The organism is Candidatus Thalassolituus haligoni, from assembly GCF_041222825.1.
Classification (GTDB): domain Bacteria; phylum Pseudomonadota; class Gammaproteobacteria; order Pseudomonadales; family Oceanobacteraceae; genus Oceanobacter; species Oceanobacter antarcticus.
Genome location: NZ_CP139482.1, coordinates 2173380 through 2190706 on the forward strand (window position 1 = coordinate 2173380; position 17327 = coordinate 2190706).

Genomic DNA, 17327 nt, shown 5'->3' on the forward strand with positions numbered 1-17327 from the left:
TTCGAAAACGCGTGCAAATAAGTAAGTACAAATTGAAAAAGGAGGAATTATGGTGTGAGCTGCCATGGACGCATAGCGCCGACTCAAACCCCGGCCAACAGTTAAGCGTCGAATGAGAGTCAATTATTCGCCTTACCAATCTGAAGAAAAGGTAATCGCATCGCAAACTACAGCTCTTGAACATAAACCGGCCCATGAACTTTTTTCGATTGCTCGACAATCCGAGAATGATGTGTAAACAGAATGACTTGCGTCTTTTCGGACAATTCCGCTAAAGCATTTAATGCTGCTAGTGAACGAGCATCATCAAATTCCACAAGGATGTCATCGACAATAAGCGGCATAGGTTCAGATGATCCCATGTATTTTTCCAATGATGCAAGACGCAACGCCAAATAGAGCTGGTCCCGCGTCCCTGAGCTCATGCCCTCCACGGTCACACGCTCTCCCCCTGAGCGAAAGCCAGCGAGGATGGGTTCATCTCTTTCATTGAAATCGGTCCTGAGACCATCGAACGAACCAAGTGTCAGTGCAGAGAAGTGCTCGCTGGCGCGCTTGACCAGTGGTCCTTGGTTTTCCTGGCGATAACGCTCAATCTGATCACGCAATATCTTGCCAGCCAATTTCACCTGAATATAGCGCTCAGCGCCTGAGCGAATACCTGCAAGCGTAGCCTGAGCCTGATCGGCGAGCGTGGCTGCCTGATCACTTGCGTCCATAAGCTCCAATTCCTTTTCTTCACGCCCCTTTGCCGATGCGAGTTCAGTACGTTTCGGTTCGAGCTCATCCTCGATCCTGTTTGTCAATTCACTAATTCGTCCCGGCAAACTATCCGGATCGATGCCCTCCGCTTGAGTTTCCAACTCGACAATTGTGCTGCCCTCACCTGCATCCAGGATCTCCTGTTCTATCGAATCAATTTCTGCCTTTATTCGGAGGTAATCAGCCGAGCGACGTTCCATAGCCTCAAGTTGAGGATGACCATCGCATTTTGCTTCCACACATAACGCATCCAGGCGATCAGTCATTGTCTGGATGGAAGCGTTCGAATCCTGTATTTCCTGTGCTGCCTGTTCGACCTGTTCTTCGATCTGTTGCCGTTTTGTGTGTCTTGACCGGTTTTCAGATAGCAGTGCATTGAGGCGCACAACCGCATCATCGGCCGGCAACTCACCCAGTTCGGGTGCAATAGTGGCTGCCATCGCCTCTACCTGGGTTTGAAATGCTGCGGCATCTTCGTCGATGGCACCGATCCTTATCCGCAATTTCTCCACTTCCCCCAGCTTCGAAAACAATGTTCTGAGATTTTCAAAGAAATCATCAACCTCCGATGGTGATGTCTCGCTTCGCAAACCAATACTCTGCATCTGCGCTACCCACTGTGCCCTCCATGCTTCGAGCGCTTCTGTTGCCAATCGATGCTCTTCATTCAAAGATTCAACGTCAGATTCCCGATCCTTAACTTCCTTACTCAATGCATCCCGTTTGCGTTTGGCTTGATTCAGGTTATCGGCTAACGTCTCGCATTCTAGGAGTACGATTTCAAGCTCGTTTGATGTCGACGCTGCGCTTTCCAGTTGAATCAGTTGTGCATTAAGCCTCTGGAGGTGCGTGTTACGATTCTGCTCAAGCTCAGTCTCTTTTTGGCGCAACAGCTTAAGCTGTGCCACCTGATCACGAAGTTTTTCAAAGGCATCCATCCAGGCTCGCATCTCTCGCGGAGTCCGTGGATCAATTTCACAGGGTGCCCACAATTCCTGCCAATCTGAATCCAATTGAGCTTTTTCAGCGCTTGTTGCCTCAAGCTGCTCAGCTACCTTCTGAGCTTGCTGTTGCCCTCCCTCCTGCTTGGCCTGAAGGCCTGCCAGCGTATGAACCCGGTCCGCTTCACGGCGCAGCCGATCAGATACCTTATCAGCACTTGCAAGGCGATTTTCGAAGGCATCAGGCAATGCGCCTTCACTCTGGTATTCATTCGCATCGACTGATACGTCTTCACAACCTATCCACTGGCGACGCAGCAACTGCCAGATTGCATCACGTTCTGATCGAGCTTGTTTGAGAGAAACCTCCGTCGGCACCTCCCCGACGCGCTCGATTTCATCGAGCCTCTGCGTTGTATCCTGCAAAGCATCGATTAGCTCGTCTTTTTTCTCCTCAAGCCGCCGAATACGTTTTGAGAGATCAGCGTAGCTCTCTTCAAATTGATGGATGCTTTCTCGGTTGGGTAACGCCAAATGGGCCATTTCATCCAGCTCACCTTGCCAAAGCGTGAGTCTTGAAAGGTCGGCAACACATTCTGCTCGCTGGCTTTTAAGTTGACTCTTAGTGGACTGGATCGATGCGTCCAACTCCCCTTGCTTCCTGGCGGCGGTTATTGCACGGTGCAGTGCATCCGTCAAACTTGATTCAGCGATCTCGTCACGTTCCTTGCGGGCGGCCTGTAGGCGCTTTTCTGTCTCACGCAGACTGGTCTCTACCTGTTCTGCCCGAGCATTCAGGACGGCTTCTTTATTGCCCAAATTGGCAATAGGCAGTCGCTTTGCCACTACGGGACGCAATTGCTCAATGTCCTTGAATTCGAGATCAGGGCGATTCTCTTTGAGTATGGACTCGGCATCCGCCACTAACTGCTTGGTTTCTGCTTCAAGGTGGGGTCGATCTTGCTTTGCTTTTCGATGACCACCTAAGCGCGCATGAAGATCTTCAATATTCTCTGCCTGTTTCAGCAAGGCCCGATTGGTGGATAACCCAGCCAGTTGCTGTTGTAATCCTTCGAGACGAGGGGCTGCCTTACCCACAATGGCTTGAGCGGTCTCCAATTCATTGATTGCCTTACGACGACGTCCAGAAAAATCATCGTGAAGGATGACAACGTCGCCCAGGGATTCCAGCTCCTGAAAAAGCTCACGTCGCTTTGAGAGTTTTGGTAAAACGCGCTGAATACGCTGTAAACGATTTATCTCCGCCCGGTGGTCTGCCAGTTCAGCTTGAATTCGCTTCAGCTCTTCCTCTGTGCGTGCCAATATACGACGATGCTCATCCCACTCTCTGGACGAGAGCGAACACTTTCTAATCTCTGTTCTCAGATCCGCATGAGTTCGAATAGCTGAATTGATCAGCGGCTTTGAACCAGCGGGAAGAAAAAGATTTTTCGCTGAATCATCCAGATCCCCAAGTACGGCGTGCAGTGTATGACTACCGAGCGACGCAGAGAACAGTGCCTGGCCGACCTCCCCTTTCTGCTCGAGGATCTCATTCCCTCCCTGCACCAATGCCTGATGATCGATCCCGAAAAGCGATTCGAACAGTTCCGGTGTGACGCCCTGGAGATAAGGCGCCAGTGCCTGTTCGTCAAGCGCTTCACCATCGGGAGACAACAAGGTGTTTTTCCGGCCTTTGCGCCGGCCAAAAGCAAGTTCACGATCATCAGCATTCTGTAAATGGCCGTAGATACGGAGCTTATCATTCGCGTGATTGAAATTATCAAGCGTACGCTCATCGATACCATAAAGCAGAGCTTTTAAACCGCGCAGAGCCGAGCTCTTCCCCGCCTCGTTAGGGCCATAGACAATATGTAACCCCACCTCGTCAAACACCAGCTCCCGCTCAGAAAAAGGCCCGAATGCTGCCAGATTCAATGCCCGAATCTTCATGACTTATTCTCCGTGGACAGCAAACGATTGGCGAGAAGCTCCTTGATATCCTCCAACGTCTCTTTGAGGAATTCCGGATTAGCTGGATCAAAGGGGTCATCGCCCGCCAGCAGTTCGGCAGGGAGTTTCTGACGAAGCACGGACATTTCCTCTGCCAGATCGTCCAGAACCGAGGAATCCAGCTCCATGTTTTGTATGGCTCGCAGCAGGCCGCTCAATGCATCTTCGCGGTCAAGAACCTCATCCCTAGAAAGTCCGGGCTTCGTCTTGATGGAAATTTTCTCTAACCAGATACCTGCACCGCCGAGCCCGGTTGCCAAGGCTCGATACTCTTGGATCCAGCGTTCACGGTCAGCATGCAACTTCAGGTGTGCAGAACAAGTCCCGTACAGGACCAGACGCACAGCCACCGGCCGCCCATCAGCAGCATCCAATGAAGACTGCAACTCCTCTTGCACTTGTTCATAAATGTCATCGACCGTCTCAGCAGCAGAAACATCAAGCTCGCAAATGGACCAACGCATCACATCGAGGTCGCGGTGTACTACCTCAGCAATCTCCCCACCATCCACCGTGACCAAAGTGCAGCCCTTTGGTCCTATCTCACGAATGTGTCTTCCTTGGATATTGCCCGGAAATACAATCCATGGGTCTTGGCTAATTTCTTCCCGTTTATGCACATGCCCCAATGCCCAATACTGGTATCCTTTGGAGCGCAGCCCATCAATCGTGCAAGGAGCATAGGGCTCATGGCCTGGCTTACCGTCAAGGCAGGTATGCAGCAAGCCGATATTCAGGAGTTGTGGGTCACCTTGCGGATAACCTTGTGAAATATCGTCCGTGACAGCCCTTGTTGCAAAACCTTGTCCGCAAAGGCTCACACCTAGATCGTCCAGGACAACCCGCTCAGGTTTTCTCGTTGAAAATAGAGTAACGTTGTCAGGCAAGCGAAGGTGCTTTGTAATCTGGCTGGCTGCGTCATGGTTGCCAGCCACGATAAAGACACGGATACTGGCATCGCGTAGCCTTCCCATGCGCTCAACGAAATAAAGGCCGGTGTTATAGTCTTTCCAGTCCCCGTCATACAGATCCCCGACCAGCAACACGAATGCCACTTGCTCATCGATCGCTAGCTCAATCAAGTTGTCGAAGGCACGGCGCGTAGCACTGCGGATTTCTTCTACGGGGGCACCCTCGTATCGCTCTAATCCGTGCAAAGCACTATCGAGATGGATGTCTGCTGCGTGGATAAATTTCACTAACTCGCCTCCTATGGATTCAGTACTGCATTTCACATGTTGGATATCGGCCACTTGGGTGGAACGTATCCGTCAATAATAGTTATAAATAATGCAGCTGGTAAAATGCGGTGAGTAAGCGCGAGCATAACCCATCCAATTGAGAAACATACTTAATCGCCCTTCTTATGTTTGTGAGGCTTCAGCGAAGGTGTGTTACCAGGAGTACTTTTATTGTCACGCTGACGCCTATCTGGTTTACCAGTTGATTTTGCAATTCTTTTTGGACCTGTTTTGATTCCCATAGATTTCTCATCCTCCGTCAGTTTTAGGTAAAATATTTAATCGCCCACAGTAAATCCTGGTCATTATATAAGTATTCAGTCTGACCCCTTTGAGCATGGCCTTACAAGAGAATCGATGCGAGAGCCAGTAAGCATACGGAGGAATCGCAATCCTTCTACCGCACCTACCTGCAACCCCCTAAAGTATTTTTCTTTAAATCCATCTGCTATTAGTGAGGTTTTTTCATATCTTGGCAAGATCGGCTGGCACATTGACAGCTTTCCATGGCATTACTGGTACTCCATGAATTTGGGCAAATGATCCATCACTTTTAGAAACCACACGATCCCTCGGCATTTGACCCGCAAATTTCCGACCGTAGGCTGAAGCCACCACTGCAGGCCCAACGCTGAACCACCAGCCCCATAGTTGTCTCTTCATAATAATTTAGAACTATGGGTGGGGTTACCCCCCTTTACACCAAACCACGTTCCCCTTACGAATCCAAAAGTGGCAGCCACAGGTGTTACGTTGATGAACTGAAGGTGAAACAGTCGGTCTACGCCACCAATCCAAAGTAACTTTCCAGTGAGGGCGCTGGTGAGGATTGAGAGAAAGGTCAATCCGCTCTCCGCAAGCTCCTGGGCATCGAAATGTGGCCCATTTAGATACACTGCCGTCACGGACCAAAATAAATTCTTCATCTTCACGTTGTCCATGCGAGGGCAACCTCATTCTCTCAGTCGCAGTGAAATCTGCCTTGAGCAAGCCGAGCTGTCTCGCAGTATTTATAATCCACGTTTTCATAATCAGATCACCATATTTAGACAGGGTTCGACATCCGCACGGCCAAGGGTGTTGGGATCCTGGCAAGCAGGACAGCCAGGTGTTGAGGTCACACCAGGAAACCGATCGTCACCGGCGTGAAAGCGCCGAACACGCGTCGCATGCATGCCCGACTGCCCATGAAAGCCGGTAAGCGCAGCGAGGAGTTCGCCGATAGCCATGCATCCGGCCTCCGTCGTAAATGCAGCCACCGCTGGAGCCGGGTCTCCCTCACCAAGTACATAGGCTTCCTGTTTTAAGGCTTCATACCCTGCCGGGTCACGGCGTTTAAGTGCTTCCTCATGAGCACGCCGCGGGTCGATATGTCGACCACATAGCAGGCACGGATGGCCGTCGACTAAGGTTGAGACGCGAGCAAAGAGATCAAAGCCGCTGTCCGGCCGGCGCTGCATGGCAAGGCCGACATCGATAACAGGAATACCATAGAATCGACTGAACCTATTAAGGACGAGTCTGCCAGCGTGATCATCTGTGCAGGAAAACACGACATCACACGCTTTTAGGGCATCCACTGTGCCAGGATCACCAACAAATGCGTCGATCGTGACAAGTTTCATTCCAATGTCAGTTTCTTGAACCATACGTTGGTGAATTTCAGCCTTGGACGTTTGGTCTTCGATATCCTTGCGACGGCTGCCGTGAAGCCGATTAAGATTGGAAAGCTCCGCCTTATCTCTTTCGAACAATATCACCTTCTGAACTCCGTGACGCATCAGTAGTGGAAGCACCGCACTGCCTGTGCCACCACCGCCGACTACACCAACGCGAAGATTGGAAATCGTGCGATTTGCGGCATCCCCAAAAAGCCGATGCTGCCGGTCGAGAAAATCAGGCGGTCCGATGTTGGCTTCCGGTGAGGTTAAGGCAATGCGTGATCCAGCATGAAGAATACGGACGATCGGCTCAACCTGATCCCGCGTAATCCATATCCGTGCGGCCATCACCCCATCGCTGTTGATTACGATGCTGATCAGGCCATGCGTACCCTTCAATTCTGCCGTACGGGCAAGCTCTGCTTCATTGCGATTATCCTGCTCCGAAAACTCAGCCATCCCACCTGGATGCGTGTGAACGATGGCGGGAATCCATCCTTCCCGCGCGACCTCCCCAAAGAGGTGCATCAAGCTATCGGTCGTCCATGTGATGTGAACCGGCGAGGTGTCGACCACTTCGCTCCGGGTGATAGGCCGGAAGGCATGACTGACAAACCGGCGACGTCGGACTCCAGACCATGGATCCTCCTCAATATCGGCAACACCAAATAGCAATGTTGCCGCGGCCTCATGGCCGTCTGGACTTTCAAGCAATGACCTGATCTGTATTTCGTGTGACGCCTGAAGAACCAAATCGAAGTCCACTATCATGAGAGTGCCTCTTCCAAGGCAACACGAACCCGGGCCACCATCGTTTGCAGGCCATCGACCCCAGGACGCCAGGCAGGGCAGTGACGCGACCACCGCTGCCAGACTCGGCCAGCAAAATTGTGGTTCACATTCGTTGCACGAGCTTCCCGTCCGCTAGCAGTCAGCTTGATCCGTGGTGATGTATAGAACATGTCGGGCGGCGAGTCAGGATATCCGGGAGGCAAGATAATCAGGATATCAGCCACATCATGGTCGTACTTGCCTTTCGGTAGCGAGTAACTTTTAAGAATCACCCCTAACGTGCCGCCACTCTTAATGACGTCGAAACTAAGGTCTCGGCTTTCAAGAAAGGCATGATCGCCGGATGGGATCAACTCCCTGCCCTCTGTTGTCTGATCAATGATCGAGATGAAGCGTTCAACACCAGGTTTTCCGAGATCGACGAGATCGCAATCGTTGATTTTCTGGTCATGGCCACCTGGAACATCCAGCCAAAGCGCGTAGTTAGCCGCAAGGGCAGCAAGATTTTTGAGGACGAAACCGGAAATGAAGCGCTTCGGCCATTCGAGATCCTTATCATCAATCTTGAAAAGGAACTTGCGGTCGGTCCGGGCCACCAGTACCCGCTCAGCACCGCGACCACGCAGATCATAGGGTTCATCGAGGCGAATATCCTCGAAATCACCACTGGGAAGGATAGCTGTTGCGGTATATTCGTGAACGGGGGCACCACCTGTCGCTTCGATAAACTGACGTCCCAAAGGCATGGGGTCAGCAAAAATATGATTTTTGAAGTCCAACGTTTCATCCGCGATCAATACCCGAAAACGGGCTCCAGGCTTGAGCGGACGCCCGTCATGAACAGCGTCAGCGATTTCATCGAGATTCTGGTCTTGAGAATTATCTGTCATAAGACATGTCCTTCTAGTTAGCTGCGGGGGCAATATGCTCCCGCTTTCAGGAGGGCAATCGCAGCATTTTCACCAGACCGGTAAATCAGAAGAGATTTTTTTTGACGAGCAGCCCTTCTGGGGGATCGTCACAAACGAAGAAGTACGGGCACCGGGGGCAAGTTCGATTGGGATTCGGAGGGAAATCTCCAGACAGGATTTTGCCGACTGCTTCGCCAATCCGGTCGCGGCGATTATTGAGCATCTTCTGGCTCAAGGAGACCGGAGCGGCGACCTCATCGGTAAGGAAAACAAACTCCACTTCAGCATCCCGACCAGCCGCCAACTGGTATGCAGCAGCATCGAGTGACTCAGTAGCCTTAGAAGTCTGGCGACCGGTCCAGATGCGACGAACAACGACCCGACCGTCGCTCTTCTCAACATGGTCATCGGGCTTAACCACTATCTTCGCCGTTCCAATGTCGATTTTGAGGTCGCGCGGGGTGAGTGGTTTGTCGCCTTTGCGGAGGGCAATCAAAATATCGAATAGCCTACGTCCAGCCGCCTTATAGTCTTCTGAATTTGGGTTCTCAGCCGGACCACGTGCCTGCCAGTGCTCATCAAAGTCGGGAGTCTCATTCGAAGGGTCGGTCAAGAGAGCGTCGATTGCACGTTGAACGGCGGCATGCATTTGCATGAAAGCGCTTTCCGTACGACGCCCTCCCAACTTGAGAACGTGAGTAAACAAGAAGCGTCGCGGACACCTGTCATAGAGGGTGAGCTGTGCCGGCGTCAGGGTAACCGTTTCCTCAAACTGGATGTCTACACGCCTTGGGGTCGTTTGGGATGCATCGGTTTTAACCAACGGCTCCTCAGTCCTCAGCGTATCGCCGAGGCGATCAATGAATGGTGACAACTTCTGGGATCGACCGCCTCGCTGCTTCGAGGGCGCGTATAGAAAGAGGCGATCTTCTGCACGGGATAAAGCGACAAAGAAGAGGCACTCCTGTTCTTCAACATGTCCGGGCTTAAGTGCATCGAGGCCCCGAATACCTTCCCCATCAATTAATCCATTTGGAGGCGGTAAGGCACGAATTTGATTAGCAGACTGAGGCAGTGAAGCGGCGGACAGCGAGGGCATATGTACGGCTTTGAACTCAAGCCCCTTGCTCTTATGGATCGTTAATAGGCGGACGGCGTCAAGGGACTGAGCGGCGACCGGAAGGTCCCTCAAATCTCTCTCGTCCGACAAAATGACGAGTCGACGAATATGGTTCAGCAGATCTCCAATTGGGTAACCATGCCGTTCAATATACGTCGATCTTAGAAAATTTTGCAGTTGCCACAGTGCGATCGCAGGCAACGACTCATTTTCGGCCAGGCCATTTGCATACCGGGCAGCAAGGCGAGTGCGATCAAGGTAGATCGAAGCGAAAGCCCTCCAGGGCGTTAACTCGGGCGTAAGCCCCTGAAACGCTTTTGCAAGAGCGGCAAAGCCGCTAGCACCTTCGGAGGAGATGCCCTCACTTGCGGGAAGTATGTTGAGCCAGGCAAGTGGCTCCAGGGAAGAGGCATCAGCTAGGTCCTTTGCAGCAGCTTCAACGTCCGCCAACGGCACTGAAAATTCTGGAGTTGTCGCAACCTTTACCAGTGCCATCGCCCGCGGGTCGACGAGGAGAGAAAGCAGTGAAAGCGCCTCTTTGGTTTCCGGCCGGTCGAACAAAGGCCCCAGAAACAGGACAGGTACACCTTGCGCTTCGAGGCAAGCGGCCACTTCAGCCAGCCTATCATTGGACTTACAAAGGACTGCCTGATTCATGTAGGTGATACCACTATCCTTGCAGGCATTGATCCGAGCAACAAGCTCATTCAGTTCGTCGTCTTTCGTGCCCACACTTACGAAAACGGGTTTTTGGCCGGATGAGCCTCGATGTGCTTCCGATTGAAATCCAGTTTCCGCAGCTCTCATATCTGCACACGCAAATCTTGCGTATGCATCACAAACCTCTTGGACAGAACGGTAGTTAACCGTCAACCCCATCGCCTGCCCCCCGGGAAAGTCGTCGGTCTCAAACCGCACCATATTGAAGGATGATGCTCCACGAAAGCGATAAATCGACTGTTTGGCATCCCCCACAACCCACAGTCCCTGTCCGTCAGGCTTCAACGCCTTCAACAACCGGACACTTGCGCGATTGACATCCTGGTACTCGTCTACAAGGACATGAGAGTAACGTGAGCATAACTGCCCACGCACATCTGCGTCAGTCTCGATAAGCCTCACGGTACGGGATACCAGGTCGCCGAAATCGACCGCACCACGCTCGGCTTTAAGCGTCTCATATGCCTCATATACCTCAGCAATTTCTAAACACTTCTCGCCATGAATCCGTTCTTCATCGGTTTGAGCTGTGTCGTATGTCGATTGAGCAAGTATTTTATAATCTTGATCACCGACCACCTCGTCTTTGGCACGGGAAATTGCAGCTAGCAGGTCCCTCAAAACATCTGTTGGATCACGCAGCTCCCTAAAATGTCGGAGGTTCAGCCGAATAAACTCATTCTCGACCAAGGCGACAGCTTCGGCGGTATCAAGTAGCCTCAGTTCAGCCGGCAGTGAGGCTCGCTCATGAAATCGCCGAAGAATGTCTAGCCCGAATGAGTGAAAGGTCCCGATGGTCAGCTCTCCGGCTGCTTCTGGCCAGGCGGACATCGCCCGGTCAGTCATTTCACCAGCAGCTTTATTTGAAAATGTCAGAACAAGAATGGAAGATGGTTTAACAGCAGAATTCCTAAGTTCCTCCAACCGACCGATGAGCGTCTGGGTTTTCCCCGTGCCGGGCCCTGCCCGCAGAAGCAGCGGTCCACCACGGTGGCGTGCAGCACGTTTTTGTGCGTCATTTAATGGTTTCGGCGGATCGCCCTCTGAAACCTGCGATTTAATTGTGGGAAGCCAGATTGCATCAAATATTTGAACCGCGACCATGTCATAAGGTGCTCGAAGCCTTTCCGCTATCGCCTGAGCTGAGAGTCCTTCTTCGAGATACCAGCGCCGAGCGAGCGCTCGTGGAAACAGAAATTCGCGCGCAAAGAGGTCCATTTGTACTTCCTGCCGAGCTTTTCGACTGTAATCAACCGCTCGTTCGGCACCGGATGCACCGCCGTCCGATGGACGGGTAGGATCAATCTCTACACTCGACGTGATTTCAGTGTGTCCACCGAGCTCGGCATGTCCAATTTCATGAGCAACGAAAAATGCATCCAGAAATACATCGCCTGTACGTTCGTGACGAATGGTTCCGGCAGGGTCAAAAAGGGCTCGACCACCATTGAGCATCGCGTGTCCTGCCGGATACCCCCGAACCTCGATATCCCGCCTCCCAGCTTCCGCCAAGACAAACTTATATGACTGTGCTGGATCATATCCAGCACAGAGGAGCTCATCATGCAGCGCGGCTGCACGCTGTCGTGCGAATTCAACTATGTCCATCTAATTGACAAAAACGATCCAGTGCGTGTCCTTCCTGATCCGTAAAGGCGAGACTGTCAAGAAACTCATCGTACTCGAGAACAACTCCTTCGTTTGGCTTTCCATCGGCCTTGAAAGCAAAACCAGTGTTCGTTCGAGGTTGACTTCGCAAGAAGTCAACCAAAACATGAACCGCAACACCCAGTTCGCGGGCTAAACCTGTTACAACTGGCTCTGGTATTGAGCCAAGCCGAACTTTGCGGTCGCGAAAACCAGCAAAAAAATCTCTAGGCAACCCAACTTTCCGAGCTAGGGATCGGAGTTCATCACCAGCAAGTGCTGCTTCAACACGATTATGGTCAGGCGCTGTTGCAGAAGTTAAATGCCTTGTTTCCAACTGTATGCTTGCCAAATTATTACGAGCATCCGCCAGTGCCAACTCATGGTAAAGATCTGTCAACTCCAGTGCCAAGCTCGGGTATCTGTCGATATAGCTCTTAAGAACCGAATGATCCAGCAGTTCTTCCATTATGAACTCATCGAGTATGTCGTCAAAGTTAATATTGTTAGTCATTTTCAACCTCTATGCAGAGACGTTCACGTATGCTTTGATAAGCACGTTTACGCATCGCTCGAACTGTTTTTGGTGTACGTCCAAGTAGCTTCGCAATCGTTTCTACTTCTGGATTTTCACTTTGGTCAGGATAGCCAGCTTCTTCCAGATCAACGAGCCTTCTTTCATCCTCTGGGAGAGAGCCAATCGCAGCACGTAACTGAAACCGGTAAGTAAACTCCTCTTCTTGTGTCATATTATCTGGCCGATACCGGTCCAGACTTTCCTCTACTTCTTTCGTTACCTCGCCACTTTCATCATATTCGATTGGAGTCAACGGGTTGTATTTGGAAAACATACTACGAAAAGCACTATCACGCAGCTTCGCTACGACACGATCAAATACCACCTCGTAAATATCTAACTTTTCCTCGTACTTTGATCTGTCGCGAAGCAGGAGCTTCACAACACGCTCAAGAACATGTTCCTGAAGATCAGCATATGTGCCAACCTCTGCAACAGTGCCGTTCGCACGAACTTCCTTCGCCGGACACGCTTGACGGATTCGTCGCTCAAGCAACGGGTAAAGTACATTAAATTGTGCGTCCGAGTTTTGGTGTTTCGTTTGCCTAACCAAATGAACTAAAATTTCTGAAGGCATGTAATCTTGTGAACGTCTATCAGTAACGCGTGCACGGTCTGCAAGCAATTCAAATGGCACGGCCGCGCATTCGGCCAGCATGGTCTCAATCGGCTGCCGGCGATAATACCGTTCACCATTCTGCTTAATCTTACGCAAAGGTGGGATTTCTTTTGTTTCACTCACTATCTCTACATCCATACCAGAAGTTTTAATTAACCCAATTTTTGAACCGAATAGACTTCGCCATTATCAACACGCCATTGTGACCACATGTTATCTGTTCAGCATCGACAGTAATCCTATCCGAGGGATTCCTGCAATTGTACTAGACGCCCATGAAGTACTGCTTTTTCTTCAGCAATTTCTTTATTCTCAGTTTCAAGACGATCTGCATAATCACGAATCTCCTGAAAATCCGTTTTAATACCCTCTAAAGTCACGCTTTTGAATGCTAGCTGTTCTTTCAGGCCCTGAACTTGAGCCATTAACTGGCTGATATTTCGATCAAATTCGATAACCTCTTTGTTCTTGGCGCCACATTCCGCTTCTAGTTCTTTGATCCGAGTACCTCCGGATTCCAGTTTGTGTCTTAGCTCCTGATTTTCATAAGCAACTTTTTCGGCCTGCCCCTGAGCGCTTTCATACCGAGATCGATAAGCTTCTTTTTCTTTCTGAGTCTGTGTCAGTTGCCTGGCCTGACCTTCAATCTGAGACTGTAGCTGCTTTAGCTGAGACTGAAACTGGCCTCTTTCAAGCTGGCGGTCCTCTGCCATTTTTTCCTGATAATGCTCAAAATGATCGCGCACCGTTCTGCCTTCATCCTTTAACTCAGAAACTGTTTCCTTTAGCTCCTGCGCACGGGCTTGCAGCGCATTACGTTCGGACTCGGTCACCGCGAAGCGGGATTCTAAGCCGTTAAGCTCACCATTTAATTTGCTAGATTTAGTTTCAAGATCAGTGACTTGCTGCTTTAAGGTTCGTTCTCGACCCAAGGCTTCAGACAGCTCTTTTTGTGTGTCAGCGAGTGTGCGCTCAAGCGTCTGGACTCGGGATTGATAGTCCTTCTTCGCCTGCTCAACCACTTCTTCTGATGCTTGCTGGATGCGATCGCGCAAGGATTTCACGGCACTGATAAGATCCGAAGGCAAGCCAGTATCAGACTCCTCAATGCTCAACTCAACATTGTTTCGCCATTGTTTTAGCAAGGGTGCAATTGTGCTTTTGCTACCCGTTCCGAGCTGCTCCCGAACGCGATCAATAGTGGGGTCGCTGCCTCGCGCCTTGACCGCTTCAGCAGCTCGACTGATGTCATAGTAAGTCACACCGGGTCGGGCCATTAGTTTTACCTGTGAGAATTTAGTACCGTATTATGTATTCCGTAATATAACATAATATAACGATTATGAAAGTATAGTTGAGTTTGATTTTTAAACCCACGATAATCACCCTTATCGTGGGTTAGAGTAGAATCGTATATATTTGTCATGTACCACTGCAGTACAAACCCCGAATCTCAATGTATTCCGCTTATGGGAGCGATCAATGACTGACAACCGTCCCTACCCAGAAAAACCGTTGCTTACTGTCGGTACAGACCTTCCTTCGCCAGGCGCGTCAGAAACCCTTCGACAATACCTCAGCGCTGCGACCTCGGAGAACACGCGCAAAGCCTATCGCTCTGCTATCAAGCAGTTCGAAAAATGGGGCGGCCGCTTGCCGACAGAACAACACTCGGTAATTGAATATTTGCTGGCGAAGGCGCCTACGTTGAGTGTTCGCACCCTGGATTTACATCTCACAGCTATGAGCCAATGGCATCGATACCAAGGCCTGTCAAACCCGATTGATACACCCCTTGTGCGTAAAACCATGGAAGGAATTAGACGTTCTCACGGCCAACCTAAACGTAAAGCCAAAGCGTTAAGGCTCGAGCATATCGCGACAATGGTCAGCCATCTCAGGCAGTTACCCTCCGCTAATAAGCGATGCCGAGATCTGGCGCTTGTCCTAACCGGTTTCTTCGGTGCCTTTCGGAGGAGTGAGCTGGTGTCCATTCGGGTTCAAGATTTGGTTTGGGAGCCTGAGGGCTTGGTTATCAGGATGCCGCGTTCAAAAACGGACCAGAACGCCTTGGGGCAAACGCGCGCCCTACCCTACGGCGCCCGCGAAGTTTGTGCGGCGATGGCAATAAAGGATTGGCTGGAGGTCGCAGAGATCAATTCTGGTCCGCTTTTCCGCCCGATCAATCGCTGGGATCAGATAAAAGATAAACCGCTAAGCGCGGGAGCGATCAATGCGCTTTTAAAAACACTGGGTACGTCGTGCGGTTTTGACTTTGTTCCAGAGTTAAGCAGCCACAGCTTTCGCAGGGGGCTTTCAACTTCGGCCGCAAGAGAGCGGATCGATTTTGAGTTGATCAAAAAACAAGGAGGCTGGAAAAGTGATGCCACAGTCTGGGAATACATCGATGAAGGCCAGCAGTTCAATAATAACGCAGCCGTAATACTCATGGAGAAAATGCATTTGTTGCTTGGTGGTGAGCAAGAATGAAAGGGTTAGTCGTCATTCCGGAAAAATGAGCCCGAATTAACCAAACTCTTTGGTTTTAATTTTAATCGTCTATGATAATTTGAATGCGCTGTGAATTTAGTTAGGATCACCGCTGACTGCGCATGAGCCTTTCCCGTCGCCAAACAACAAAAAGGTCGGTGTGGCCTGAGGTGATCAGCGATAAGAGCAAACAACCGTCTTATCCTGTCAAATGCGTAGCTCCACGCGAATTGCGGCTACGGACAGGTTTTTGCCTCGATTGATCAGAGTTTTGCGCATTGACACAAATCGCTCAAGGCTGGCATTTACGCGTTGCAGAGCCACTGTCAGGCCTATGGATTGAACTACCTAGCTTAATTATCAGGGGCTCTTCCGTTAAGCAGGCACACCAAAAACCGATTGGCAATCGGTTTTTGGTGTGCTACCGTAGCGCCCGTATAAATTCTGTGTGATTGATGTTATGAATCTTGGCGAACTCGAAAAATTAGTGCTTCAGCATATTTGGGATACTGGCGAAGTGGATGCCAAACAAGTATTCGCACATTTTGAAAAAAATCGCGGCGGTACGCTGAATACCATCCAAAGCACGCTAGATCGCTTATTCAAAAAGGGTTTGTTGAGTCGAGAAAAACAGGGGCACGCTTACCTATACAAAGCTGCAATAAATCGCGGTGCTTTTATAGGGCAGCTAATCAATGATATCGCCAGTGACTTTGGCTCAACAAAAGACAGTCCTTTGCTCGCCGCCTTCTCCTCTCTGTCGTCGGATCTTGATAATGAACAGCTGGATGAACTCGAGCGACTGATAGAAGAAAAGCGTGCGGCTTCACGGGCTGGTGGCGTTAAATGATTTTGGGCTATTGGGGGTTGAGCTTGAATATACTGTCAATTATTTTTGTCAGTCTTAGCGCGTCGCTGATTTTTATTAGCGTGACGATATATTTCATCTCGAATTCGCTTAACCGCTTTCAGGCTAATACCAAAATCGGTATTTTGTGGTGCATCGGTATTCTCCCCTGGGTTATCAGTTTATTCAGTGTTATTTTGCTCGTTCTCCCAGAATTGACGTCAAATAGCGGTACATGGTTTTCCACTTTTCTTCACTGGCATCACATTTACCAATTTGAAATTCTAAGCTGGCACGGCGCATCGATAGGTGTGTTTTGCATAGTTTTTTTTAGCGTATGCTTAACCAAGATCGTAAAAGCCGTTAAGGCCAATACGCAACTTAATCAGCTCGATTTCTTTATACAGAATACTAATTCTAAGCAGGGCCTGACGGTGATCGAATCTGAGGAGTCGCGGGCGTTCACCTCAGGTCTTTTTAGCCCTAGGTCATATATTACAAGTGGTCTTAGCGCTCAGTTAACTTCACAAGAAGCAATCGTTGTGGCTGAGCATGAATTAGCGCATGCAAGGTCGTACGATCCATTAAGAAAATATGGGTTTTCACTATTGGCTGCTTTTTTCCCGAAGTTTATTGCTCAACAGCTGAATAATGATTTTTCACTCGCCTTGGAGCAGGCCGCAGATGAATCTGTGTTATCTACGATGAGCGATGAAACGGTAATCGCTAAAACTCTGCTTAACGTTTTCAGTTTAGGTCAACGGTCTATAGGTTCGATGCCCTTGTCAAATTGCCATTTTTCTACCCATCCATTGACTTTACGCATTGAGTATCTCCTCAACGATAACAAAGGTCAGTCATTTCCGATCTTATTATTTTTTTCGTTTTCCATAGCGGCAGCCCTACTTAGCACGTTTTCTGTAGATCTACTTCATCACGCGCTTGAACGGCTATTTAGCCACTAAATCACCTATTTTAACTTTACG

Annotated in this window: 12 protein-coding genes; 3 read left to right on the forward strand and 9 right to left on the reverse strand. The window is 50.1% G+C overall.

Features of this window, described 5'->3' with window-relative positions; genetic code table 11:
• Positions 1-167 precede the first annotated feature (167 nt).
• The 9 genes from SOJ49_RS09715 to SOJ49_RS09755 all read right to left on the reverse strand — a co-directional run bounded on the left by SOJ49_RS09715 (position 168) and on the right by SOJ49_RS09755 (position 14281).
• Positions 168-3656, reverse strand: a complete 3489-nt coding sequence (locus tag SOJ49_RS09715) for an AAA family ATPase (protein WP_369858009.1) — start codon at positions 3654-3656, stop codon at positions 168-170.
• Positions 3653-4915 carry an exonuclease SbcCD subunit D gene (locus SOJ49_RS09720; protein ID WP_369858010.1) on the reverse strand — a complete coding sequence of 421 codons (1263 nt, stop codon included), beginning with the start codon at positions 4913-4915 and terminating at the stop codon, positions 3653-3655. Before SOJ49_RS09720 ends, SOJ49_RS09715 begins: the two co-directional genes overlap by 4 nt.
• 729 nt (positions 4916-5644) lie before the next feature.
• A complete protein-coding gene (locus SOJ49_RS09725; RefSeq protein WP_369858011.1) occupies positions 5645-5986 on the reverse strand; it encodes a DUF6527 family protein in 342 nt (113 codons plus the stop codon).
• A gap of 2 nt (positions 5987-5988) precedes the next feature.
• Positions 5989-7389, reverse strand: a complete 1401-nt coding sequence (locus SOJ49_RS09730; protein ID WP_369858012.1) for a ThiF family adenylyltransferase — start codon at positions 7387-7389, stop codon at positions 5989-5991.
• Positions 7386-8300, reverse strand: coding sequence for a multiubiquitin domain-containing protein (locus tag SOJ49_RS09735; protein WP_369858013.1), 915 nt, complete (start codon positions 8298-8300; stop codon positions 7386-7388). The genes SOJ49_RS09730 and SOJ49_RS09735 overlap by 4 nt, the downstream gene beginning before the upstream one ends.
• Before the next feature lie 85 nt (positions 8301-8385).
• Positions 8386-11616 carry a UvrD-helicase domain-containing protein gene (locus SOJ49_RS09740; RefSeq protein WP_369858014.1) on the reverse strand — a complete coding sequence of 1077 codons (3231 nt, stop codon included), beginning with the start codon at positions 11614-11616 and terminating at the stop codon, positions 8386-8388.
• Between the two features lie 139 nt (positions 11617-11755).
• Positions 11756-12322, reverse strand: coding sequence for a hypothetical protein (locus SOJ49_RS09745; protein ID WP_369858015.1), 567 nt, complete (start codon positions 12320-12322; stop codon positions 11756-11758).
• A complete protein-coding gene (locus SOJ49_RS09750) occupies positions 12315-13127 on the reverse strand; it encodes a hypothetical protein (RefSeq protein ID WP_369858016.1) in 813 nt (270 codons plus the stop codon). Before SOJ49_RS09750 ends, SOJ49_RS09745 begins: the two co-directional genes overlap by 8 nt.
• A 116-nt stretch (positions 13128-13243) precedes the next feature.
• A complete protein-coding gene (locus SOJ49_RS09755; protein WP_369858017.1) occupies positions 13244-14281 on the reverse strand; it encodes a DNA-binding protein in 1038 nt (345 codons plus the stop codon).
• Positions 14282-14486: 205 nt separating this feature from the next.
• Here SOJ49_RS09755 and SOJ49_RS09760 point away from each other — a divergent pair, with 205 nt between their 5' ends.
• The 3 genes from SOJ49_RS09760 (at position 14487) to SOJ49_RS09770 (ending at position 17306) form a co-directional block, all read left to right on the forward strand.
• A complete protein-coding gene (locus SOJ49_RS09760; protein ID WP_369858018.1) occupies positions 14487-15494 on the forward strand; it encodes a tyrosine-type recombinase/integrase in 1008 nt (335 codons plus the stop codon).
• A gap of 460 nt (positions 15495-15954) precedes the next feature.
• Positions 15955-16344 (forward strand): BlaI/MecI/CopY family transcriptional regulator, encoded by a 390-nt coding sequence (locus SOJ49_RS09765; RefSeq protein WP_369854358.1) that lies wholly within the window; start codon positions 15955-15957, stop codon positions 16342-16344.
• Positions 16341-17306, forward strand: a complete 966-nt coding sequence (locus tag SOJ49_RS09770; RefSeq protein ID WP_369854359.1) for a M56 family metallopeptidase — start codon at positions 16341-16343, stop codon at positions 17304-17306. Before SOJ49_RS09765 ends, SOJ49_RS09770 begins: the two co-directional genes overlap by 4 nt.
• Positions 17307-17327: the final 21 nt, after the last annotated feature.

Bases quoted from the DNA above. Each gene is read 5' to 3' on its own strand.
- SOJ49_RS09735 (WP_369858013.1), bottom strand. From the start codon at position 8,300: ATGACAGATAATTCTCAAGACCAGAATCTCGATGAAATCGCTGACGCT.
- SOJ49_RS09770 (WP_369854359.1), top strand. From the start codon at position 16,341: ATGATTTTGGGCTATTGGGGGTTGAGCTTGAATATACTGTCAATTATT.
- SOJ49_RS09730 (WP_369858012.1), bottom strand. From the start codon at position 7,389: ATGATAGTGGACTTCGATTTGGTTCTTCAGGCGTCACACGAAATACAG.
- SOJ49_RS09745 (WP_369858015.1), bottom strand. From the start codon at position 12,322: ATGACTAACAATATTAACTTTGACGACATACTCGATGAGTTCATAATG.
- SOJ49_RS09715 (WP_369858009.1), bottom strand. From the start codon at position 3,656: ATGAAGATTCGGGCATTGAATCTGGCAGCATTCGGGCCTTTTTCTGAG.
- SOJ49_RS09740 (WP_369858014.1), bottom strand. From the start codon at position 11,616: ATGCTCAATGGTGGTCGAGCCCTTTTTGACCCTGCCGGAACCATTCGT.
- SOJ49_RS09755 (WP_369858017.1), bottom strand. From the start codon at position 14,281: ATGGCCCGACCCGGTGTGACTTACTATGACATCAGTCGAGCTGCTGAA.
- SOJ49_RS09765 (WP_369854358.1), top strand. From the start codon at position 15,955: ATGAATCTTGGCGAACTCGAAAAATTAGTGCTTCAGCATATTTGGGAT.
- SOJ49_RS09725 (WP_369858011.1), bottom strand. From the start codon at position 5,986: ATGAAAACGTGGATTATAAATACTGCGAGACAGCTCGGCTTGCTCAAG.
- SOJ49_RS09760 (WP_369858018.1), top strand. From the start codon at position 14,487: ATGACTGACAACCGTCCCTACCCAGAAAAACCGTTGCTTACTGTCGGT.